Below are 22,133 nucleotides of genomic sequence, written 5' to 3' on the forward strand. Positions count from 1 at the left end.
GAACCGGATGGCCCGCCGATTGCTGACAGGAGTCGAATGTGATGTGCGTCACACCATGAGGAGAGGCTCTCCATGGTCGGCCGCCGCCCATTGCTCGGTCGCGCGTTCGAGCTTGTCGGGGTTCGCCTGGGTACGGCAGGCGGTGATGCCCTCGGCCGTGACGTCCAGACACATGATGGCGACGACCCGGCCTTCCACGACGGCCACAACGGCGGGTTCGCCATTGGCGATCCAGGCGTATATCTCGGACGAGCCGCCGACGATGGCGCGCTTGGCCTCGGCGGGCTTGAGGAGGGTCCACACGAACCTCGCGACCGCGACGGCTCCCTCCAACGCCCTGGTGCGTGCCGGGACCTTCCCTCCGCCATCGCCGATGGAGATGGCGTCCTTGGTGAGCAGGCGTACGAGCTCATCGGTCCGGCCACTGGCGGCGGCCGCGAGGAACTCCTCCACGATCCGGCGGGCGGCGGCCTCGTCGATTTCGCTGCGGGCCCTGCCGTCCGCGACATGCTTCTTGGCACGGTGAAAGATCTGCTGGCTGGCGGCCTCGGTGATGTCGAGGATCTCGGCGATCTCCCGGTGCGTGTAGTCGAAGGCCTCCCGCAGCACATAAACGGCCCGTTCGTTGGGGGACAGGCGCTCCATGAGGGTGAGAACCGCGTACGACACCGATTCGCGCTGCTCAGCGGTGTCGGCCGGGCCGAGCATCAGGTCGCCCGCGAGCAGCGGCTCGGGGAGCCATTGGCCCACGTAGGTCTCGCGGCGTGCCCGCGCGGAGGCAAGGTGGTTCAGGCACAGGTTGGTGAGCACCTTCGTCAGCCAAGCCTCAGGAACCTCGACGCGGTCGACATCAGCGGCCTGCCAGCGCAGGAACGTTTCCTGCACCACGTCCTGTGCCTCGTGCGCGGAGCCGAGGAGACGGTAGGCGATGGCCTCCAGGCGAGGCCTGGCCAGCTCGAACCGGTCGACGTCATCCACCGTCAAAGGCATGACCTGATCGTAGTCTTCGCGGTGCCCCGGCCCAGGGGAGAGCGGGGAGCGACCCCACCCTCCCCCGGCCAGGGAAAGTGCATTACGCCGAGCGTGCCGGATGTTGCATGTGCTGCAACTCGGCCCGTAACTAGCTGCAGCCGCTGGTGGAGCCGCAGCCTTCGCAGACGTAGCAGCTGCCCGCGGGACGCATCTTCGTGCCGCAGGTGAGGCACAGCGGCGCGTCCGCGGTGCGGCCCTGGCGGCTCTCGATGACCTCCATGGACGAATGCGCCTCGCCCGCCGGAGCCGAAGCCGGAGCCGCCGGCCTGGTGATCTCGGCGGACTGCGCCAGCGACTCGTGGTCGACCACATCGTCCCCGTGCAGGGCCGCCGGGTCCTCACCGTTGGCCTGCATGGCGCGCTCCCCGGCGGTCAGGATGCCGAGACCCGCACGCTCCTCGTAAGGCAGGTGGTCCAGTGCCAGCCGCCGGAAGATGTAGTCCATCACCGACGTCGCCATGCGGATGTCGGGGTCGTCGGTCATGCCGGCCGGCTCGAACCGCATGTTGGTGAACTTCTCCACCCACGTCTCCAGCGGGACGCCGTACTGCAGGCTGATGGAGATCGCCATGGAGAAGGCGTCCATCACGCCGGCGAGCGTGGAACCCTGCTTGCCGAGCTTGAGGAAGACCTCACCGACACCGTCGTCCGGGTAGGACGACGCCGTCATGTACCCCTCGGCGCCCGCGACGGAGAAGCGGGTGACGGTCGCCGGCCGCTGCTTCGGCAGCCGCTTGCGCACCGGACGCGGCGTCGCCGCCTCCACCGGCTCCGCCACCTCCTTCTTGCCCGCGGCCGACAGCGGCTGGCCCACCTTGCAGTTGTCGCGGTAGATCGCCAGGGCCTTCAGCCCGAGCCGCCACCCCTCGAAGTACACCCGCTCGATGTCCTCGATGGTGGCCTTCTCCGGCATGTTGACGGTCTTCGAGATCGCCCCGGACAGGAACGGCTGGACGGCCGCCATCATCCGGACGTGGCCCATCGGGCTGATCGCCCGCTCCCCCATCGCGCAGTCGAACACCTCGTAGTGATCGGGCCGCAGCCCGGGAGCGTCCACCACGTGACCGTGCTCGGCGATGTACTCGACGATCGCCTCGATCTGCTCCTGCTGGTAGCCGAGCATCTCCAGCGCCCGCGGCACCGTGTGGTTGACGATCTGCATCGACCCGCCGCCGACGAGCTTCTTGAACTTCATCAGCGCCAGATCCGGCTCGATCCCGGTCGTGTCGCAGTCCATCATCAGCCCGATGGTGTTGTGGCTCACCATGCCGTTGGCCACATAGGTGACGTTGTCCGGCACGGACAGGTCGTACGTCGGCTGGACACCGCCGTCCTCGTTGGCCTCGACCCGCTCGAACAGGTACCCGAGCGCGTGCCCGAGCCGCTCATCGAATGCCTGGGTGTACAGGGACTGGGCCAGCATGCGAGGGACGCCACCATGCTTGCGGAGCGACTGAAGGACCGCGTCCCTCGACGGGTGTCCGGCAGGGACGATCCGGTCCCACGTGGCCCGCGGCAGGATGACGTGGTCGTTCTTCGCCGACCGGGCGGGCTCCAGAGAGGCCATCAGCCTGGCCTTGCGCTCGCTGATGAATCCCACGGTCTCATCGAAGTTCAGCGCGTGATCGATGTTCCGCAGGCGGACCTGGAAGATGTCTCCGCCGAATCCGCTGACGGTCGTGCGCGTGGTCGTCGCGAGGCCGAGCGCGAGCAGCAGCGTCCGAACCTCGCCGGCGAAGGACGCGGAGGCGGTCGAGAGGCTGGGGACCCCATCGGCGACCGTGCCGTCCGCCTCGAACAGGCCCCTCAAGAAGCTCGCGTAAACCTCGCCGTCGTTGGTCTCGAGGATCGCGGAGGGCACCCGGGGGGTCCAGCCCTTACCTGTGTGGTCCACACCGGGCAGGTCCTTGGCCAGGCCGGCCGCCTTCCACCACCGGGCGAGCCGCACGGACTGGAGGGCGACCTCCTGATAGCCCTGCTGCTGGGTGACCACCGGGGTGATGCCGAACAGTTCCTTCGCGAGGATCTGCAACCGCTCGGCGACGTCCATGTCCGCATCCGCCACGCACAACCGAAGGCCCTTCGCATGGAGACTTCCGTCCCCCATGAAGTAGCCGACGAGTTCGGCGAGTCCCGGAGTGACCGAGTCAGGAACGTCCAGTCCGCGGTCACCGGTGTAGTACGCCTGATCGAGCACAGGCAGCGGCACCTCGCGACGCTCGCCCACGAGTGTCCGCATCTGCATGGGGACCAGGTCGCCCTCACGGATGTCGGCGAGCCGCCGCCACACCCACGCGCCCGTGTCCTCCTCGACCACCTTGACCCTGTGCGTCAGGGTGCCCTGAATCGTGTAACCGCCCCGGGTCCGAACCAGCCGAGTCGGCTCTTCACCGTTGACGAAGAACTTGGTCGCCTGACGCGGACCGTCGTCCGTGGACACCGCCATGTCCAGGTCCTGCCAGCGATCGCCGTACACGTCCCCGATCTCGGACAGCCGCATCAGGCCGCGGTCGGTCGTCACCAGCGTGTCGCCGGTCAGGCAGCCGGTCGGAGCGAGAAGGCTCGCCTGCGCGTTGCGGTAGCCGTGCTTGTCGCCGGCCTTCAGGCATTCCTGCCACTGCTTCGCGGCGGCGGCGTGGATGGCCTTGTCCATGTTGTTCAACGTGCGGATGCCGTCGTTGGCGGCGGCGTGCTTGCGCATGACGCGCTTGTGGCCGTCGGCGTTGCGCGCGTAGCCCTCGTACGGGCCGACGACGCCGGCCATCTCGGCGGACCGGCGGTAGGCGACGCCCGTCATCAGGGACGTGATCGCCGCGGCCAGGGCTCGCCCGCCGTCGGAGTCGTAGGCGTGGCCGGTCGCCATCAGCAGCGCGCCGAGGTTCGCGTAGCCGATCCCGAGCTGCCGGTAGTCGCGGGTCGTCTCCGCGATCTTCTCCGTCGGGAAGTCGGCGAACGTGATGGAGATGTCCATCGCCGTGATGATCAGCTCGGTGAGCTTGACGAACTTGGCGATGTCGAAGGTCCCGGCGTCCGTGAGGAACTTCAGCAGGTTGATGCTCGCCAGGTTGCAGGACGAGTTGTCCAGACTCATGTATTCCGAGCAGTTCGCTACGACCACACCACTGACGATGTAGGAGTGGTTCCGGGGCTCGGTGAGGTTGTAGGTGGTCTCGAAGCCCTTCGACTCCCGGGACACCATCCGGACGGTCAGGTCCTTCTTGTACCGCTTGGTCGTGTCGAGGAGACCGAGGAGCGCGTCCTGCTTGGCCTGCAGGCCGAAGCCGACCACTGCGGCGAACTCCACCATGGCCTGGCCGCTGATCCGCAGGTCGAAGCTCGGGCCATCCGACCCGTAGGTCGCCTCACTTCCGTCCTTGCGGGTGTAGTGGAAGCTCGCCTTCTTGGCACCCGTCCGGTAGATGCGTCCTGCGATGCCCAGCGAGGCCAGCAGTTCCTGGACGCCGAGGAGCAGTTCCTCGGACCGGCTTCCGAGGCCGACGTACCGGGTGCCGTTCTCCAGGTCGGCGACGCAGCCGTCGGCGTCGAAGAGACCCTGGAGGAAAGCCACCAGTTCCGCTTCCGGAGCCTCATAGACGGCGGCCGGGACGGTCTTGTCCGGTGCGCGGCCACCGGAGACGCCGAGCGCCCAAAGGAAGGCGCGGAAGGCTTCGTGGCCCACCCGGAGTTGCTGGGTGCCGTTCTGCTGCACGCTCGGCTTGCGGTCCGAGCCCGTGATCCGGCGCAGCAGAGCCTCGTGCCGAGGCATCACCGTCTCCTGCTCCCGCGCGGTGCCGTAGACCGTGACGGCACTGACCTCGGTGACGCACCCGTCACCGGTCAGCCAACCGAGGTAGTGGGCGAAGTCCTCGTCCCACTTCTCCGGCAGGTCCAGGGCGTGCCGGGACGCCGCCGCCTGCGCCGCGTGGTGTGCGGCCATCGGGATCTCGCCCGTCGCCGCGGCGCGGCTCGCCCGGTGGAAGGACCGGACGACCCCGTCGTCCTCGGTCAGGTCCTCGGCGTGCACCCAGCCGCGATTGGCGGTCCAGACACGGTGACCGGGGGTGCACCTCAGCCGCGATCCGTCCGAGAACCGAAGCTCAAGGATCTCGTTGGTGCCGGTCACCATGTAGCGCACCGGGTCGGTCGCGACGATGCGGTCCTGCGGGTCGGATTCGGACGTCACGTCGTTGGTGTAGATGCCGTAGGTCTCCCCGGCCGCAGCCCGGCGCACCATGTCACCGATGCGGACGAGGCCCTTGTCGGTGACGACCCGCTGGTCGGCGGGGAAGCACGGGTTGGACGCCGTGATACGTCCGGTTTCGGGGTTGGTGTGCCAGTCGTTGATCGTGTCGTCGTACTGGATGCCCGGGTCGGCGCACTCCCAGGCGGCCTTGGCCATCAGGCGGAACAGGTCCTTGGCCTTGACCGTCTCCACGACCTCGCCGGTCATCCGGGCGCGCAGCCCGAACTCGTCGTCCGACTCGACGGCCCGCATGAACTCGTCCGACACCCGGACCGAGTTGTTGGCGTTCTGGTACTGGACGCTGCCGATGTCCTTGCCGCCGAGGTCCATGTCGAATCCGGCGTCCCGCAGCGCGCGGATCTTGTTCTCCTCGCGCGCCTTGGTCTCGATGAACTCCCCGACGTCGGGGTGGTCGACGTCCAGCACGACCATCTTCGCGGCCCGCCGCGTCGCGCCGCCGGACTTGATCGTCCCGGCGGACGCGTCGGCGCCGCGCATGAACGAGACGGGACCGCTGGCCGTCCCGCCGGACGACAGCAGTTCCTTGCTGGAGCGGATTCGGGACAGGTTCAGGCCGGCACCGGAGCCGCCCTTGAAGATGACGCCCTCTTCCTTGTACCAGTCCAGAATCGACTCCATCGTGTCGTCCACCGACAGGATGAAGCAGTTGTGCACCCGGATGTTGTCGCAGAGGAACTCGCCGCTCTCGGTCTGGATGTCGTAGACCTCCATCGCGCCGATTTCCTCGATCTCGGCTATCTCCAGCCGCTTGATCGGGTGGGCTGGGCGCCCCGGCTTCTCGAAGCCCTGGTGCAGCTTGAGCGCCTTGACCGGGTCGATGAAACCGATCTCGTCGGCGAAGATGCGGCGGTCTCCGGCGTTCTGGATGCGCAGCGTCCAGCAGCCGTGCCGGTCAGGTCGCGCGTCCGCCTTGAAGCCGACCCTGGAGAAGATGCCGAAGCGCAGCAGGAGACGCTGCATGCCCCGGATCAGTTCTTCGGAGATCATGTCGACTTCGACCACCGTGGAGGATTCGCGCGCGGACACGAGGCCCTCGGCCTGGAAGACGCTGCGGAGGTAGGCGGCGACATGGGGAAGCGGCGCGGTGAAGAGCCGCTCGGGGACCACCATGTCAACGCCGCGGGCCAGCAGCCCCCACTCGTCGACGTACTCCTTCAGGACCTCCCCGTAGAGCCGGGTGCGGCGGCAGTCGAGATCGGTGTCCTGCGTCTCGACGGTGCGCTCGTGGCGGTGGACCCCGGGGAAGACGACGTTCAGGTGGCGGCCGACCCACTCCCGTTCGGAGTCGGTCACGGTCATGGCCTCGATGGTCAGCGAACGGTTCGTGCCGGTCTCGTACCGTCCCACGAATCCGTCCGACTGCAGCCAGCCCGCAAGTGCGGACTCCGCGTACCCGCGGGAGGTGATCTCCGTCTCGCCGTAGGCGTCCCGCCGGTGCCATTCGAGCTGGTCACCGGCCTTGAGCTCACCGGCCTGGACGAAACGTCCCGTTCCGGCCCCGGTGGCCTTCCAGACGAGGTGGTCGGGGGTGACGTCCAGGGTGTAGCCGGCCTTGGTGTGGATTCGCAGGACGTCCCGAACCCCGTTGGCCTTGGTGGCGACGATGCGGGTGAGCCCGGTCGCGTCGTACACCTTGGTGCCGACGGCGTCGTCCTCGACGAGCCTGCCGATCGGAATCAACCCGGCAGGGGTGCTCACCAGCGACTCGTACGGAAGACACGCCGAGACCTGCTGCGGGGACTTGGTGCCCACGTTGAACCAGACGGGGGAGTTGAAGCTGAACATCTGGTGGACCAGGGCGTACTTCAGCTCGTGCTCGAAGATCTCGGCGTCCTGGTCGGTGGCGAAGTAGCCCTGTTCGAGGCCCGTGCCGACGTACATGCTCACGACGCGGTCGACGAGCTGCTTCAGGCTCCATTCGCGCTGCGGTGTGCCGACCGCGCCGCGGAAGTACTTGGACGTGACGATGTTGGCGGCGTTCAGCGACCAGAAGTCGGGGAACTCGACGCCGCGCTGCTCGAAGTTCACCGAGCCGTCGCGCCAGTTGGTCATGACGACGTCACGACGTTCCCAGCGCAGCTCGTCGTACGGATGCACGCCGGGTGTGGTGAAAATACGCTCGATCTTCAGGCCTTTACGGCTCCCCTTGCCGCGTCGTGCCGCCGAGCCGCTCACCGTCTCCGTCATGACCTTCCCCCTCTCGGGCCCTCCCGCCGGGCCCTGCTCAGGAACAACTCCGCCGCCGCACGGGCCATGCCCGCGCGGAGGCCGCTCTTACTTGTGCTGCTTTGTGTTTCCGGAACCCGCCCCTACCGGGACGGGCCGGGCTCCCCCGAGGAACCGGCCTTCCGCAGTGTCTCGATCTCCTTGGCGAAGTCGTCCAGCGACTCGAAGCTCCGGTAGACCGAGGCGAATCGCAGATAGGCGACCTCATCGAGTTCGCCGAGCGGCCCCAGGATCGCGAGGCCGATCTCGTGCGAGGGGATTTCGGCGGAGCCGGAGGATCTGATCTCCTCTTCGACCCGCTGTCCCAGCTGTGCGAGCGCATCCTCGTCGACCGGACGGCCCTGGCAGGCCCTGCGCACACCGGCGATGATCTTTTCCCGCGAGAACGGCTCGGTGACCCCGCTGCGCTTGGCCACCATCACGAGCACATTCTCCTGCGTCGTGAATCGCTTGCCGCATTCCGCGCACGACCGGCGACGCCGAATGGCGCCGCCGTCGTCGGTGGAGCGGCTGTCGATCACTTTGGTGTCAGGGTTGCGGCAGAACGGGCAGTGCACGTCCAATCCCTCCCCTGACAGAAACGCATCACACCTCCGAGTAACGCCACATATAGGTGAAGTACATCGGTGTGACTACTAGATGTTGTGGTCAACCGTACGGCTCACCGCAGGCGTTCGCAACCTGATCCGCTGCCTCACGCGCCACATCCGGCGCGTCCCCCCAGGTCACGTGAGCCCTCCCGGATTTCCTCCCGGGCGTGTCGTCACAGACCGTCTCCGGCGGCACACTCCGCCGCGGCAGACCCCCTGGTGAGCCCGTGTTCGGCCCCGGAGATCAGCGGGCGGGGAGGCGGATCTCCTGGCCCGGCCGGACGGTGGGATCGCCGCCCAGTCCGTTGAGGTCGATGATGCGCTGGACGACGACGCGGGGGTCGGTGCCCCGGTCGGCGTCGGAGGCGATGCCCCAGAGGGTGTCGCCGGGTTCGACGACGACGGTCTCGGCGGCGGCGGTCGGGCCGCGATGGCTTTCGCGGCCGCCGGCCAGTGCGCCGGTGCCGACGGTGAGCCAGAGGATGACGAGCGTGACGGCGGCGGCGAACAGGACCAGGACGGCGCGACCGCGGCGGGTCAGGCGGATCGGGACCCGGTCACTGTGGGGTGAACCCGACATCTCTCCCCTCCTCGACGTCGAATGCATTTTCGATCGAACGCCTGTACGATGTTCTACAGGGGGCGCCGACAAAAAGCGAGCACATCTTCGAACAATTGTTTGATCATCGGGCCGGGACGCGATAGCGTTCCATGACAAGGAGTGACGGATCGAGGCGCCCGGGAGGCGACGAGCGATGAGCAAGGTCCGGGAGCTGCCCGACGGGCCCATGGACGAGACGGGCCTGACGCAACGGCAGCGCATGGTGCTGGAGGTGATCCGCGACTCGGTGCAGCGCCGGGGGTACCCGCCTTCGATGCGCGAGATCGGCGAGGCCGTGGGTCTGACCAGCACCTCCAGCGTGTCGCACCAGCTCCGGGCGCTTCAGCGCAAGGGTTTCCTGCGCCGCGACCCCAACCGGCCGCGGGCCGTGGAGGTCCGCGTGCCGGGTTCGACGCCGGTGCGGACGGACGAGGAGGCCTACGAGGCCGCCGGGGGCCAGCAGACCTCGGTGCGGCCCGCGCCCGCGTACGTGCCGCTGGTGGGGCGGATCGCCGCCGGTGGGCCGATCCTGGCCGAGGAGGCCGTGGAGGACGTGTTCACCCTCCCCAAACAGCTGGTCGGCGAGGGCACCCACTTCCTGCTGAAGGTCAGCGGTGACTCGATGATCGACGCCGCGATCGCGGACGGTGACTGGGTGGTCGTCCGGCAGCAGCCGGTGGCCGAGCAGGGCGACATCGTGGCCGCCATGATCGACGGCGAGGCGACGGTGAAGACCTTCAAGCGCCGGGACGGCCACATCTGGCTGATGCCGCAGAACCCCGCCTACGAGCCGATCCCCGGCGACGAGGCCTCGGTGCTGGGACGTGTCGTGGCGGTCCTCCGCAAGATGTGAGACCGCACGATGTGAGACGCACGCCGAGACGGCCGCCGGAAGGACCCGGCGGCCGTCTTCGCGTGCCGTGCCCGGTCAGCGCTTCGGGACGATGTTGACGATCTTGGGGGCGCGGACGATGATCTTGGCGATCTCGGCGCCGCCCAGGGCGTCCCGGACCCTGGTGGAGTCCAGGGCCAGCCGCTCCAGTTCCTCGTCGGCGATGCCGGGGGCGACCTCCAGCCGGTCGCGGACCTTGCCGGCGACCTGGACGACGCAGGTGACCGTCTCCTCCACCAGCAGCGCGGGGTCGGCGGACGGCCAGCCCGCGCGGATGACCGGGGCGGTGCGTCCCAGCAGCTCCCATGCCTCGTCGGCGGTGTAGGGGGCGAACAGCGACAGCAGCGTCGCGATGGTCTCGGCGGCCTCGCGGACGGCGGGGTCGGACGCGCCGGGGCCCGAGTCGATGGCCTTGCGGGTCGCGGTGACCAGTTCCATGATCCGGGCGATCGCGACGTTGAACCGCTGCGTCTCGACCAGGGTGGTGGCCTCGTCGATGGTGCGGGCGGTGACGCGGCGCAGGGCCGTGTCGCCGGACGCGACGTCGGCGCCGGGCGGGGAGGCGACCTCGGTGGCGATGCGGTGGACGCGGGACAGGAACTTGGACATGCCGTGCGGTGACACGTCCGCCCAGTCGATGTCGTCCTCGGGCGGGCCGGAGAACAGGATGGCCAGCCGGACGACGTCCACGCCGAACTCGCCGATCTGCTCACCCAGGTCGACGCCGTTGCCCAGCGTCTTGGACATCGCCTTGCCCTGGTTGATCACCTGGCCCTGGTTCAGCAGCCGGCGGAACGGCTCGGTGAAGTCGATCATGCCCATGTCGTACAGGACCTTGGTGAAGAACCGGCTGTACAGCAGGTGCAGGATGGCGTGCTCGACACCGCCGGTGTACTGGTCGACGGGCATCCACTTGCGGACCTGCTCGACGTCGAACGGGCCGTTCTCGTAGCCGGGCGAGCAGTAGCGGAAGTAGTACCAGGACGAGTCGACGAACGTGTCCATGGTGTCGGTGTCGCGTTTGGCGGGGCCGGCGCACTTGGGGCATTCGACGTTGACCCAGTCGGACGCGGCGGCCAGCGGTGAGGTGCCCTTGGGCGCCAGGTCGGCGCCGCGCAGGCCTTCGGGCAGCGTCACGGGCAGCTGCTCGTCCGGGACGGGGACCTCGCCGCACGACTCGCAGTGCACGATCGGGATGGGGCAGCCCCAGAACCGCTGCCGGGACACCAGCCAGTCGCGCAGCCGGAAGTTCACCGAGGCGCGGCCGGTGCCGCGCTCGGCCAGGATCTCGGTGATGCGGGTGATGGCGTCGGCCTTGGTCAGCCCGTCGATCGGCGCGGAGTTGACGATCGCGCCGTCGCCGGGGGTGGCGACGCCGGTCTCGGACGGGTCGGGCAGGCCGGTCTCGACGACGACGCGGACGGGCAGGCCGAACTTCAGCGCGAAGTCCAGGTCGCGCTGGTCGTGCGCCGGGACGGCCATGATCGCGCCGTGCCCGTATTCGGCCAGGACGTAGTCGGACGCCCAGACGGGCAGCCGCTCGCCGTTGACGGGGTTGACCGCGTAGCGGCCCAGGAACACGCCGGTCTTCTCGCGTTCGGTGGACAGCCGCTCGATCTCGCTCTCGCGGGAGACCTCCTCGCGGTACGCCTCGAACGCGGCGCGGTGGTCGGGTGCGCAGATCTCCTCGGCCAGGGCGGCGTCGGCGGCGACGACCATGAACGTGGCGCCGAACAGGGTGTCGGGGCGGGTGGTGTAGACGGTGACGGGCTCGTCGCGTCCCTCAATGACGAAGTCGACGTCGGCGCCGGTGGAGCGGCCGATCCAGTTGCGCTGCATCAGCAGGACGCGCTCGGGCCACTTGCCCTCCAGCTGCTCCATGTCGTCCAGCAGCCGGTCCGCGTATTCGGTGATCTTGAAGTACCACTGGGTCAGCACGCGCTTTTCGACCAGGGTTCCGCAGCGTTCGCAGTGCCCGCCGACGACCTGCTCGTTGGCCAGGACGGTCTGGTCCTTGGGGCACCAGTTGACGTGGCCGCCCTTGCGGTAGGCCAGGCCCCGCTCGTAGAAGCGCAGGAACAGCCACTGCGTCCACTTGTAGTACTCGGCGTCGGAGGTGTGCAGGCGCCGCGACCAGTCGAAGGACGCGGCGTAGCGCCGGAACGAGGACGCCTGGGTCTCGATGTTGGCGTAGGTCCACTCGGCGGGGTGGGAGTCGCGTTTGATGGCGGCGTTCTCGGCGGGCAGGCCGAAGGAGTCCCAGCCGATGGGGTGCAGGACGTTGAAGCCGCGCTGGAACCAGTAGCGCGCGGGGACGTCGCCGATGCCGAACGCCTCCGCGTGGCCCATGTGCAGGTCACCGCTGGGATAGGGGAACATGTCCAGCGCGTAGCGCCGCTCGTCGACGGTGTTGTCCTCCTCGGCCGTGAACGGTTCGAGCTGCGCCCAGCGGGCCTGCCACTTGTCCTGAATCGCCCGCGGATCGTAATGCTCGTCGCTGCTCACGCCTACAACTCCGGTTTCTTGCTCGCTGATTGCGGGGCCCCAGGCCACCTGCCGACATGAAATGGCCCCTCGCACAGGAGGGGCCACCACGCTGACGTCAGTTCGTCAACGTGGTCGTTCAAGGAGCAGCCTGGCTGACATACATCAAGAGTAGCGCAACCGCAAGCCCGTCCGCCGGGACTAATGGCCGGATTGCTGACGGGCCATGGAGACGACGCCGGTCACCTGGACACGGGTGAGTTCCAGGTCGGCGCCGACGGCGGCGAGGGTCTCCTCCTCGGAGACGCTGAGCCGCCCGTCGGTGAGGGCGATCTCGGCGGCGGCGCGCAGGATGCTCTCGCGCGCCTCGGGGGCGAGCGCCGAGGCGGCGCGGGACATCTCGGCGCGGACCTCGTCGAACGGGCGGCCGAGGTCGGCGTTCAGTGCGGCGTCGTCGTATCCGGCCACGCCGGCCTGCTGGACGACGGCCACGGCGCGGGAGCGGGCGGACGGGTCGGTGTAGTCGCCGGAACGCAGGACCTGGGCGATGGCCATGCGCAGGAGCATCGCGGGCATCTGGGCGAGCTGGGCGGTGGTCGGCACGTTGAGGACGCCCGGGTTCCAGCGGCCCTTGCACGTGTCGCACTGGATGAATTCACCGCCGGTCTTGGTGAGGGGAATGACCGGGACGAAGAACAGGGTGAAGAAGTTGCGCCCCTGCCGGCGGCGGTAGTCGCGGTCGCCGCCGCAGTCGGGACAGTGGAAGATTCCCCTGGTCAGGGTGAAGAACACCACGCGCCAGCCGAAGATGATCAAGACGTGCACCCTTTCTCGGTGGAGCGGCACATCGTAACGGTGACATGGGCGGGCATGTGCCGGGTCCGCCGGCCGGGCGGTGGCAGGCGTCTATTCACGGCACGGAAACAGCACGTCAAAGAGGCGCGATGGATGGCGCGCGCCGAACCCCATGCAGGAGGATGTGCGAAACGGCTCATACACTCGTCGGTAACTAACCGACCGGTCACCTTTCGCGCGAGGAGTCCCACCGATGCTCAACCTGTCCGTGCTGCTGGAGGACGCCGCCAGGGAGACCCCCGACCGCGACGCGGTCGTGTTCGGCGACCTCCGGCTCTCCTACTCGTTCATCGACTCGGTCGCCAACCAGGTCGCGAACCTGCTGCGGTCGCGCGGCGTCGGACCGGGCGACAAGGTGGCGCTGTCCACCCCGAACCTCCCGTACTTCCCGATGGTCTACTTCGGGGCGCTCAAGGCGGGCGCGGTGGTCGTCCCGCTGAACGTGCTGCTCAAGCCGCGGGAGATCGCCTACCACCTCGACGACTCCGACGCCAAGGCGCTGTTCTGCTTCGAGGGGACGCCGGAGCTGCCGCTCGGCGAGATGGGGTACGCCGGGTTCGAGCAGGCCGGGGGATGCGAGCACTTCTTCCTGCTGCCCGCGAACCCGGCGGCGGCCGAGTCGCCGATCGAGGGCGCCGAGCTGTTCTGGGCGGCGCTGGCGGGGCAGCCGAACACGTTCGACCCGGTGCAGACGGAGCCGAACGACACCGCGGTCATCATCTACACCAGCGGGACGACGGGCCAGCCGAAGGGCGCCGAGCTCACGCACAGCAACCTGCTGGCGAACGCGATGGTGGACGACACGCTCTTCTACCGCACCCTGCACGACACGTCGCTGGTGACGCTGCCGCTGTTCCACATCTTCGGGCAGACGTGCGTGATGAACGTCGGCATCTACCGGCGGGCGACGCTCGTCCTGCAGCCGAGGTTCGACGCCAAGCAGGCCATCGAGCTGATGGTCAAGGAGAAGGTGAACATCTTCGCGGGCGTCCCGACGATGTACTGGGGGCTGCTGACCGACGACACGTCCGACGAGGACATCGCGACGATCCGGGAGAACCTGCGGGTCGCGGTGTCGGGCGGCTCGGCGCTGCAGATGGAGGTCCTCAAGGGGATCAAGCAGAAGTTCGACGTGGACGTCCTGGAGGGCTACGGCCTGTCGGAGACGTCGCCGGTGGCCTCGTTCAACCGCCCGGACCGCCCGGCCAAGGCCGGTTCGATCGGCCTGCCCGTCTGGGGCGTCGAGATGAAGCTGATCGACGAGGACTGGAAGGACGTCGAGGGCGAGGGGCCCGGGGAGATCGCGATCCGCGGGCACAACATCATGAAGGGCTACTACAAGCGGCCCGACGCGACCGCGGACTCGATGAAGGACGGCTGGTTCCGCACCGGTGACGTGGCCCGCCGCGACGAGGAGGGCTACTACTACATCATCGACCGCTCCAAGGACATGATCATCCGCGGTGGCTACAACGTGTACCCGCGGGAGATCGAGGAGGTCCTGATGACCCACCCGGAGGTGTCGCTGGCCGCGGTCGTGGGCGTCGAGCACCCCTCGCACGGCGAGGAGGTCAAGGCGTACGTGATCCGGACGCCCGGCGCCTCCGTCACCGAGGACGAACTCGTCGCGTGGGGCAAGGAGCAGTTCGCGAACTACAAGTACCCGCGGATCGTCGAGTTCCGCGACGAGCTGCCGATGACCGCCACCGGCAAGATCCTCAAGCGCGAGCTGCGCTGAGACCCGCTCAGGGGCCCGGGGTCTCGGCGCAGACCGAAGCCCCGGCCCCGCGGGTCCGGTGGATCAGATCGTGTAGGGCAGGCGCTTGATCCCGTTGATGAAGTTGGACTCCAGGCGCTCCGGCTCGCCGGACGCGCGGATCTCCGGGGTCCGGCGGAGCAGTTCGCGGAACATCACGGTGATCTCGCGCCTGGCCAGGTGGGCGCCCAGGCAGAAGTGCGGCCCGGGCCCGCCGAACCCGACGTGCGGGTTGGGGTCGCGCAGGATGTCGAACTTCTCCGGGTCGGTGAACACCGATTCGTCGCGGTTGGCCGACCAGTAGTACATGACGAGCTTGTCGCCCTCTTTGATCTGGTGGTCGTTCAGCGTGGTGTCGCACGTCGCGGTGCGGCGCATCCAGATGACCGGCGACACGTACCGGACGATCTCCTCGATGGCCCCGGGCATGCGGGCGTCGAAGTCCTCGGTGAGCAGTGCCCGCTGGTCGGGGTGGCGGGTGAACAGGTCCAGCCCGTGCGCGATGGCGTTGCGGGTGGTCTCGTTGCCGGCGACGACCAGCAGGATGAAGAACGAGCCGAGTTCCTGGTCGGTCAGCGACTCGTCGTCGATGTTGGCGTTCACCAGCGCCGACGTGAGGTCGTCGGTCGGGTTCTCGCGGCGCTGCCGGCCGAGGTCCTCGACGAGGCTCTTGAGCGTCTCGCCGGCGCCGAGCAGCGCCATCGCCATCTGCTCGGCGTCGTCGGTCGGGACGAACTCGGGGTCGTTGCCCGCCAGGATGACGTTCGTGGCGTCGAGGACGGTCTGGTAGTGGTCCTCGGCGATGCCCATCATGTCGCAGATGATCTTCAGGGGCAGCCGGGCGGCGACGTCGGAGACGAAGTCGCCCGAGCCGCCGCCCGCCGCCACGTTCTCGACGATCTGCGCGGCGACGCTCTCGACCTTGTCCTCGAACCGCTGGATCATGCGCGGGGAGAAGGCCCGGGACACGATCCGCCTGATCTTGGCGTGCCGCGGGTCGTCCATGTTGATCATGGAGCCGAAGAACTCGTGCATGTCGCCGGGCAGGTCCGGGATGCTGATGGCGCCCCTGCCCGAGCAGAAGTCCTGCGGCCGCCGGGACGCCTCGATGATGTCGGCGTGCCTGGTCAGCGCGTAGTAGCCGGGCCCCTGCGGCATGATGACGATGTCGGGTTCCTCGTAGTGAACCAGCTCGGGATGCCGGCGCAGGGCCTTGAACGCCTCGTGCCGGTACTCGTGCGGCTGACGCCAGAACTCCCAGTCGGTCAGGTTGATGTCCTCGACCTTGAGCACGCTGCCCACCACCTCATCGCTTTCCGAATCCGGTTCGGTTTACATGCAGCCTCTCAAAGTAAAGCCGCACGTGCACACTGATCGGCCGAGTGACGCCACTCACACTAGCCGTCGTGCTGGGCGGGCGACACGCCGTCCCCGGCCCCCCGGCCGCTCCCCCGGCAGCACCCCGGGGTAGCGTGCGCCGCGAACCGAGGAGGCGGACATGGGCGGCATCACGACCGGATCGGTCACCGCGAACGGGCTGGACTTCGGATACCTGACGGCGGGCCCCGGCGACGGGCCACTGGCGCTTCTCCTGCACGGCTTCCCCGACTCGGCGCACACGTGGCGGCATCTGATGCCGGAACTCGCCGCCGCCGGCTACCGCGCCGTGGCGCCGTTCATGCGCGGCTACGCCCCCACGCCGGTCCCCGAGGACGGCGCCTACCAGAGCGGCGCCCTGGCGGCCGACGCCATCGCTCTGCACGAGGCCCTCGGAGGCGGCTCCGACGCCGTCGTCATCGGCCACGACTGGGGCGCCTTCGCCGCCTACGGCGCCGCGAACGCCGCCCCCGGCCGCTGGCGCAGGGTCGTCGCCATGTCCGTCCCGCCGGTCTCGGTGATGGCGACCGGGTTCTTCGACTACGAGCAGCTCAAGCGCTCGTTCTACATCTTCGTGTTCCAGACGCCGCTGGCCGAGGCCGCGCTGAACCGCGCGTTCGTCGAGGGGCTCTGGCGCGACTGGTCCCCCGACGACGGCCGCGACCGGTCCGCGGACGTCGACCACGTCATGGAGTGCCTGGCCACGCCCGCCAACGTCGCGGCGGCGATCGGGTACTACCGCGCCATGCTCGACCCGACCCGGCTCCTCAAGCGCTACGCGGCCGAGCAGGAGGCGGCGACCGCGGTCGGCGAACTGCCCGTCCTGTACCTGCACGGCGTCGAGGACGGCTGCCTGGGCACGGACGTGGTGGCACCCGGCGGCGACCTCGGCGCCGTCCAGGCGGCCCTGCCGCCCGGGTCGCGGACCGCTCTCGTCCCCGGCGCCGGGCACTTTCTCCAGCTCGACCGGCCGGAGGATGTGAACGGCCACATCCTCGACTGGCTGGCCTAGACCGGGAGCCGGGGCGGGGGCGGGCGGTCTCCGGCCGGGGCGGCGCGGCGTTCGTGCGTCACGCACCGAACCCCGGGACGTCGACCGGGGCCAGGTCCGACCGTGTCCGGAGAAAGCGGACGGCGTGCCGCCAGCGGCCGCGTTCGACGGCCGCGTCCGCGCTGATCTCCACGACGACCTCCGGCTCCGTCCGGACATAGCGGATCGGCGGATGCGCCCCGTACAGGCCGCCGGCGAACCCGGCGGGCAGCTCGGCCGGCCACGGATGGTCGGCGCCGGCGTGGCGCAGCACCTCCGCGAGCGACACGCGCGCGGAGGGCGGGAGCGGGGTGGTCCGCGCGACGACGCGGAGGCGGCCGCCGTCGTCGTAGCGGCCGAGGATCAGCGACTCGGGGGCCTGCCTGGTGCCCGTCACGCCGCCCACGATCGCCTGGGTGGTGATGCGGCGCTTCACCTTCCACCAGCGGCGGCGTCCCTCCAGGTAGGCGCCGTCGGCGTCCTTGACGACCAGGCCCTCGATGCCCTGCACGGCGAGGGCGTCGAACCACAGCCGCGCCTCCTCGGCGTCGGACGTCTGCGGGGTGGCGACGACCCGCGCGGACGGCGGGGCGCCGCCGAGCAGGGCCTCCAGGACGGTGCGGCGTTCCCGCAGCGGACGGGGACGCAGGTCCACGCCGTCCGATTCCAGGACGTCGAACACGACGTAGTGGCAGGGTTCCGCCCGCGCGAACTCGGCGCGGCGGCGTCCGGCGACGTGGCGGCGTTGCAGCGCGCCGAAGTCGAGGCGCCCGTCGTCCCCCCAGCGGACCAGCTCGCCGTCGACGACCGTGCCGGGCGCGAGCTGCTCCCCGACCGCCGCCACGATCTCGGGGAACCCGTCGTTGAGGCGGGTCCTGCGGCGCGAGGACAGGTGGACGGCGCCGCCGTCGTCCACGAGCGCGACCGCGCGGAACCCGTCGAACTTCGGCTCGTACCGGCAGCCGCCCGGGCATGCCTGCGCCGGGGGGATGTGGTCGATGGTCGCGGCCAGCATCGGCTTCACCGGGGACCGGATGTGCATCGCCTCGCGCCCCCCGAACTCGACGGTCCTCACCACCCGTACCCCGTCCGGCCTGCCCTGATATGGGGGTGGCCGAATGTTGACCCGCGGTTGAGGTGCCCGGGGTCAGGCCGAGAAGCGCCGGATCAGGATCGCGAGGCGGTGGTCGCGCTGCTCGCGGCGCAGGCGGCCGTTGCGCAGAAGGGTGAGGAGGCCGTGCGCGCGGCGGCCGCCGACTACGGGGTCCCCGCCAAGCAGGACGGAGACGCCGCCTACTTGGAGATCAAGGGGGTGCGCGACCTCACCTTCGGCATCCACGTCGCCACCGCCGTGGTCATTCTCGGCAGCGCGGCGCTGCTCTTCGCGGTATGACGGGAACCCGCCGGAGATGATCGGCCCCGGCCGGAACGGGGCCGCCGGGACAGGAGCCGTCGGAGGGCCTTGAACGCGGACGAGCCGACCGGACACCCGGTCGGCTCGTCACATCGCCGGAATCGGTTCCGCCGTCACGATGCCCAGTCGGGGCGCAGCGGCATACCGCTCGTGCCGTCGTCGTGCAGCTTGACGCCGAGCGTCTGGTGCAGCTCGATCCAGTTCTGGTCGAAGCCGAGCACGCAGCCCGCCATGTAGACGCGCCACACGCGCGCGATCCCGTCGCCGACCTCGGCGACGGCCTCGTCCCAGTGCTCGTCGAGGTTCTCGCACCAGGCGGTGAGCGTCCGGGCGTAGTGCTCGCGCAGGTTCTCCTGGTGGCGGATCTCGAAACCCGCGTCGTTCATCTGCATCTGGACGTAGCCGGGGCCCTCCAGCTCACCGTCCGGGAACACGTAGCGGTTGATGAACCCGTTCTCCCTGCGGGTCGGAGCGATGTTGTCCGGACGGGTGATGGTGTGGTTCAGCATCCGGCCGCCCTTCTTCAGCTTCCCGTGCAGGAACGAGAAGTAGGACGGCAGGTTCGCCTTGCCGATGTGCTCGGTGAGCCCGATGGAGCTGATCGCGTCGAAGCCCTCCTCGGCCACGTCCCGGTAGTCCATGTGCCGGACCTCGGCCAGATCCGACAGGCCCCGGTCGGCGATGGCCTTCTGCGCCCACTCGGCCTGCTGCTTCGACAGCGTCACACCGAGCGCCTTGACGCCGTACTCCTGCGCGGCGTGCATCACCATGCCGCCCCAGCCGCAGCCCACGTCCAGCAGCCGCATCCCCGGCTTCAGCGCGATCTTCTTCGCCACCAGGTCGTGCTTGAAGAACTGCGCCTCCTCCAGCGTCGCGTCCTCTCGGGGGTAGCACGCGCACGTGTAGGCCATGGAGGGGCCGAGGACCCACTCGTAGAAGGTGTTCGAGACGTCGTAGTGATGGGAGATCGCCTTCGCGTCCCGCCGCTTGGAGTGCCGCAGCCACGACGGAATGCGGCTGAACGGCGCCTCCTGCGGCGGCGGGTCCAGCCGGCGCGAGATCGCGGCGCGCAGCAGCGGGTCGCCGAGCACACCGCCGACGATCCGCGCCTTGTCCCGCGCCGTCACGTCGCCGAGCACCTGCTGCATCGTCGTCAGCGCCGTGATCATGTCGCCGCTGACGTCGATCATGCCGGTGACATAGGCGCGGGCCAGGCCCAGCGCCCCCGGCGAGTGCAGCAGGTACGACACCGCGTACGGCGAACGGACGTCGAACCGGATGTCGGCCCCGGGCACCCCCGCCCGCGATCCGTCGTACGCCGTGAACTCCACTGGCGCCTCAGCCCCGGCGAGCCGCTCGAAGACCCTGGCCAGCGTCATCTTGTTCCCTCCTGTCTCTCCGCCCGGCCGGCCGGCGATGGTCGGCCGCCCGTCCGGGCACTCCCCCGAAACGGCGGACGCCTGGTCAGCGCCCGCGTACACACTTGTCGTAGAGGTCCAGCAGCCGCCCGCCGGAGTCGTAGCTCCCCTTGAGGCGCCGGTAGGTCTCCCCGTCGTAGTACCGCCAGAACTCGTCCCTGTTATAGAAGGAAGTCGAATAGAGAGACTTGTGCCCGTCAAGGGCTGCGACCCTGCGTTCGATGAGCCGGTTGTGATATTCGGGGATCTGCCCAGGTGGGAGCCGCACCGTCCCCCAGAAACCCACGTTCACGTACGTGCGGCCCACTTCCAGCGGGTACAGCGGCCACCGCTCCTTGGCACGCAGCGGGCACAGCCAGACCGGGCTCATGCCCACCTTGTCGTGGAAGAATTCCAGGAACTCCGGCAGCCGCTCGACCGGCACCTCGATGTCCTGGATGACGTCCTCGCGCGGCCTCAGGCCACGCCACCGCTCCGCCCGCGCGACGAAGTGGTACCGACGGTCGTACGCGACGAGCTTGCGGTACACGTCCGACCGCTTGTACTTGTCGGGCCACAGCCGCCGGACGGCCGGGTTCTGCACGCCGAACGCGCCCGAGCACCAGAACCAGTCGGTGTCCCAGCGCCAGATGTAGTCGCGGACCGTCAGGAAGTCGACCGACCGCTCCTGGATCGACCGGTAGTAGATCTGCTGACCGGTGTAGTCGGACGTGTACGGCGCCGAGTCCGCGAAGAAGCCCAGCGTGATGTACTGCTCGTCCGCGCCGAACACCGTCCCGTCCAGGAAGTCGACGGCCTCGCCCTCGAACGTCCCGGACTCGGTGATCTCGCTCATCGCGCTGGACATCTCCACCGCGTCCCGGAACCGCAGATGCCGCAGCCGGACGTAAGGGCCGACCGGCCTGAGCTCGATCTTCAGCCGCAGCGTGTAGCCGAGCGTCCCGTAGGAGTTCGGGAACCCGTAGAACAGGTCCGCGTGCTCGTTGTCCCTCGTCGCGGTGACGATCCTGCCGTCACCCGCCAGGACCTCCATCTCCAGCACGCCCTCGTGCGGAAGCCCGTCCCGGAACGACGTCGACTCGATGCCGAGCCCCGTCACCGCGCCGCCCAGTGTGATCGTCTTCAGCTGCGGGACGACCGTCGGCATCAGCCCGTGCGGGAGCGTCGCGTCGACCAGGTCCTCGTACGTCGTCATGCCCTGGACCTGTGCGGTCCGCTCGTCCGCGTCGACGCTCAGCACCTTGTCGAACCCGGACACGTCCAGCCCGGGCGCGTCCGACGGGTCGCGCCACCGGAACAGGTTCGAGGTCCGCTTCGCCAGCCGCACCGGCGTGCCCGCAGGGATCGCCTCGTAGGACCTCCTGAGCGCCTCGACCGCCCGCTGGTGATCGCCCTTGACCGCAAGCTCCGTCATCCAACCCTCCCCGGACACAGTTAATCGATCATCCTATGCACGGTCCACACAATTCGGACGTTGTGGGAGTCACAGGTAGAGAGGGGAATAACCCCACGGGCGCATACATCGGCGTCGTTTCAACTCCTGGAGCGACGGAACCGCAACGGGGCGGCCACGTCGACATCTCCCCCGAGCCCCACGGCGACAAACCAACTCCGGGTCCCGGAAACCCCGCGCCCCGTCCACCGGACGGCGGCGGGGCGGGCGGTCACTTCACCAGGCGGAGGATCCACGGATAGCGGAAGGTGTGGCCCGTCAGCGCGTAGACGGCCGCGATGGCCGACAGGATCCACGCCACGGCGTAGACGATGCCGCCGACGCCGAACGTGACGATGGTGAGGAGCAGGAGCGTCACCTGGAAGTTCACGGCCTCCGCCGCCTGCCGCCGGACGTACTCGGACCGCTTGCCGCTCAGCAGCATCAGCACGAGCGGCCCGACGAACAGCGTCGGGACGGCGACGGCATGCGCCGCCGCCGCGAGCATGCGGTCCTCCCCGGTCGGCGGCTCACCGTCCCACGCGGCGGGGTTGTGCGCCTGCTTCGGCGCCGGGGCGAGATCGCGGGTGAGCGCACCCAGGTCGTTGCGCGTCTTGGCCGTCATCGCCAGGTGCATGCGCAGGTCGAATTCGTCGTGGTCGATCCGGCCCTCGGCGTACGCGTCCTGAAGGCGCTCGATGACCGGTTCGCGTTCGGCGTCCGAGACCCTCAGATCCCCCACCGCGTAGCTGCTGTCCATAT

Annotated in this window: 15 protein-coding genes; 4 read left to right on the top strand and 11 right to left on the bottom strand. The window is 69.1% G+C overall.

What is annotated here, in order from left to right; all coding sequences use genetic code 11:
* Nucleotides 1-48: 48 nt before the first annotated feature.
* The 4 genes from sigJ to ACGFK0_RS03600 all read right to left on the bottom strand — a co-directional run bounded on the left by sigJ (nt 49) and on the right by ACGFK0_RS03600 (nt 8,692).
* The gene (sigJ, locus tag ACGFK0_RS03585; protein ID WP_392899484.1) at nt 49-990 is read right to left on the bottom strand and encodes an RNA polymerase sigma factor SigJ; all 942 of its coding nucleotides are present in this window, start codon (nt 988-990) and stop codon (nt 49-51) included.
* A gap of 130 nt (nt 991-1,120) precedes the next feature.
* Complete coding sequence (locus tag ACGFK0_RS03590) at nt 1,121-7,483, bottom strand: LAGLIDADG family homing endonuclease (protein WP_392899486.1); 6,363 nt, start codon at nt 7,481-7,483, stop codon at nt 1,121-1,123.
* A 122-nt stretch (nt 7,484-7,605) separates the two neighbouring features.
* Nucleotides 7,606-8,079, bottom strand: coding sequence for a transcriptional regulator NrdR (gene nrdR, locus ACGFK0_RS03595; protein WP_392899488.1), 474 nt, complete (start codon nt 8,077-8,079; stop codon nt 7,606-7,608).
* A gap of 277 nt (nt 8,080-8,356) precedes the next feature.
* The gene (locus ACGFK0_RS03600; RefSeq protein WP_392899490.1) at nt 8,357-8,692 is read right to left on the bottom strand and encodes a LysM peptidoglycan-binding domain-containing protein; all 336 of its coding nucleotides are present in this window, start codon (nt 8,690-8,692) and stop codon (nt 8,357-8,359) included.
* A gap of 175 nt (nt 8,693-8,867) precedes the next feature.
* On the opposite strand from ACGFK0_RS03600, the gene lexA reads away from it, so the two are divergent.
* Complete coding sequence (gene lexA / locus ACGFK0_RS03605) at nt 8,868-9,566, top strand: transcriptional repressor LexA (protein ID WP_392899493.1); 699 nt, start codon at nt 8,868-8,870, stop codon at nt 9,564-9,566.
* 75 nt (nt 9,567-9,641) lie between these two features.
* Here lexA and leuS read toward each other — a convergent pair whose 3' ends face one another.
* Nucleotides 9,642-12,140, bottom strand: a complete 2,499-nt coding sequence (gene leuS, locus ACGFK0_RS03610; protein WP_392899613.1) for a leucine--tRNA ligase — start codon at nt 12,138-12,140, stop codon at nt 9,642-9,644.
* A 150-nt stretch (nt 12,141-12,290) separates the two neighbouring features.
* Nucleotides 12,291-12,914, bottom strand: a complete 624-nt coding sequence (locus tag ACGFK0_RS03615; RefSeq protein WP_392899496.1) for a hypothetical protein — start codon at nt 12,912-12,914, stop codon at nt 12,291-12,293.
* Between the two features lie 223 nt (nt 12,915-13,137).
* Here ACGFK0_RS03615 and ACGFK0_RS03620 point away from each other — a divergent pair, with 223 nt between their 5' ends.
* Nucleotides 13,138-14,682: a long-chain fatty acid--CoA ligase gene (locus tag ACGFK0_RS03620; protein ID WP_392899499.1), complete on the top strand. Its 1,545-nt coding sequence runs from the start codon at nt 13,138-13,140 to the stop codon at nt 14,680-14,682.
* A 63-nt stretch (nt 14,683-14,745) separates the two neighbouring features.
* Here ACGFK0_RS03620 and ACGFK0_RS03625 read toward each other — a convergent pair whose 3' ends face one another.
* A complete protein-coding gene (locus ACGFK0_RS03625) occupies nt 14,746-15,993 on the bottom strand; it encodes a cytochrome P450 (protein WP_392899501.1) in 1,248 nt (415 codons plus the stop codon).
* Nucleotides 15,994-16,198: 205 nt separating this feature from the next.
* Here ACGFK0_RS03625 and ACGFK0_RS03630 point away from each other — a divergent pair, with 205 nt between their 5' ends.
* Complete coding sequence (locus ACGFK0_RS03630; RefSeq protein WP_392899504.1) at nt 16,199-17,089, top strand: alpha/beta fold hydrolase; 891 nt, start codon at nt 16,199-16,201, stop codon at nt 17,087-17,089.
* A gap of 58 nt (nt 17,090-17,147) precedes the next feature.
* Here ACGFK0_RS03630 and ACGFK0_RS03635 read toward each other — a convergent pair whose 3' ends face one another.
* Nucleotides 17,148-18,182 (bottom strand): ATP-dependent DNA ligase, encoded by a 1,035-nt coding sequence (locus ACGFK0_RS03635; RefSeq protein WP_392899506.1) that lies wholly within the window; start codon nt 18,180-18,182, stop codon nt 17,148-17,150.
* A gap of 108 nt (nt 18,183-18,290) precedes the next feature.
* Here ACGFK0_RS03635 and ACGFK0_RS03640 point away from each other — a divergent pair, with 108 nt between their 5' ends.
* The gene (locus ACGFK0_RS03640) at nt 18,291-18,500 is read left to right on the top strand and encodes a hypothetical protein (RefSeq protein ID WP_392899508.1); all 210 of its coding nucleotides are present in this window, start codon (nt 18,291-18,293) and stop codon (nt 18,498-18,500) included.
* 134 nt (nt 18,501-18,634) lie between these two features.
* Here the strand turns inward: ACGFK0_RS03640 and ACGFK0_RS03645 are convergent, their stop codons facing one another.
* The 3 genes from ACGFK0_RS03645 to ACGFK0_RS03655 form a co-directional block, all read right to left on the bottom strand.
* Nucleotides 18,635-19,900 carry a class I SAM-dependent methyltransferase gene (locus tag ACGFK0_RS03645; RefSeq protein WP_392899509.1) on the bottom strand — a complete coding sequence of 422 codons (1,266 nt, stop codon included), beginning with the start codon at nt 19,898-19,900 and terminating at the stop codon, nt 18,635-18,637.
* 85 nt (nt 19,901-19,985) lie between these two features.
* Nucleotides 19,986-21,353: an FAD-binding oxidoreductase gene (locus ACGFK0_RS03650; RefSeq protein ID WP_392899511.1), complete on the bottom strand. Its 1,368-nt coding sequence runs from the start codon at nt 21,351-21,353 to the stop codon at nt 19,986-19,988.
* 250 nt (nt 21,354-21,603) lie between these two features.
* Nucleotides 21,604-22,131, bottom strand: coding sequence for a DUF1707 and DUF4870 domain-containing protein (locus tag ACGFK0_RS03655; RefSeq protein ID WP_392899513.1), 528 nt, complete (start codon nt 22,129-22,131; stop codon nt 21,604-21,606).
* Nucleotides 22,132-22,133 lie beyond the last annotated feature (2 nt).

Source organism: Spirillospora sp. NPDC048823 (assembly GCF_043198445.1).
Lineage (GTDB): Bacteria > Actinomycetota > Actinomycetes > Streptosporangiales > Streptosporangiaceae > Spirillospora.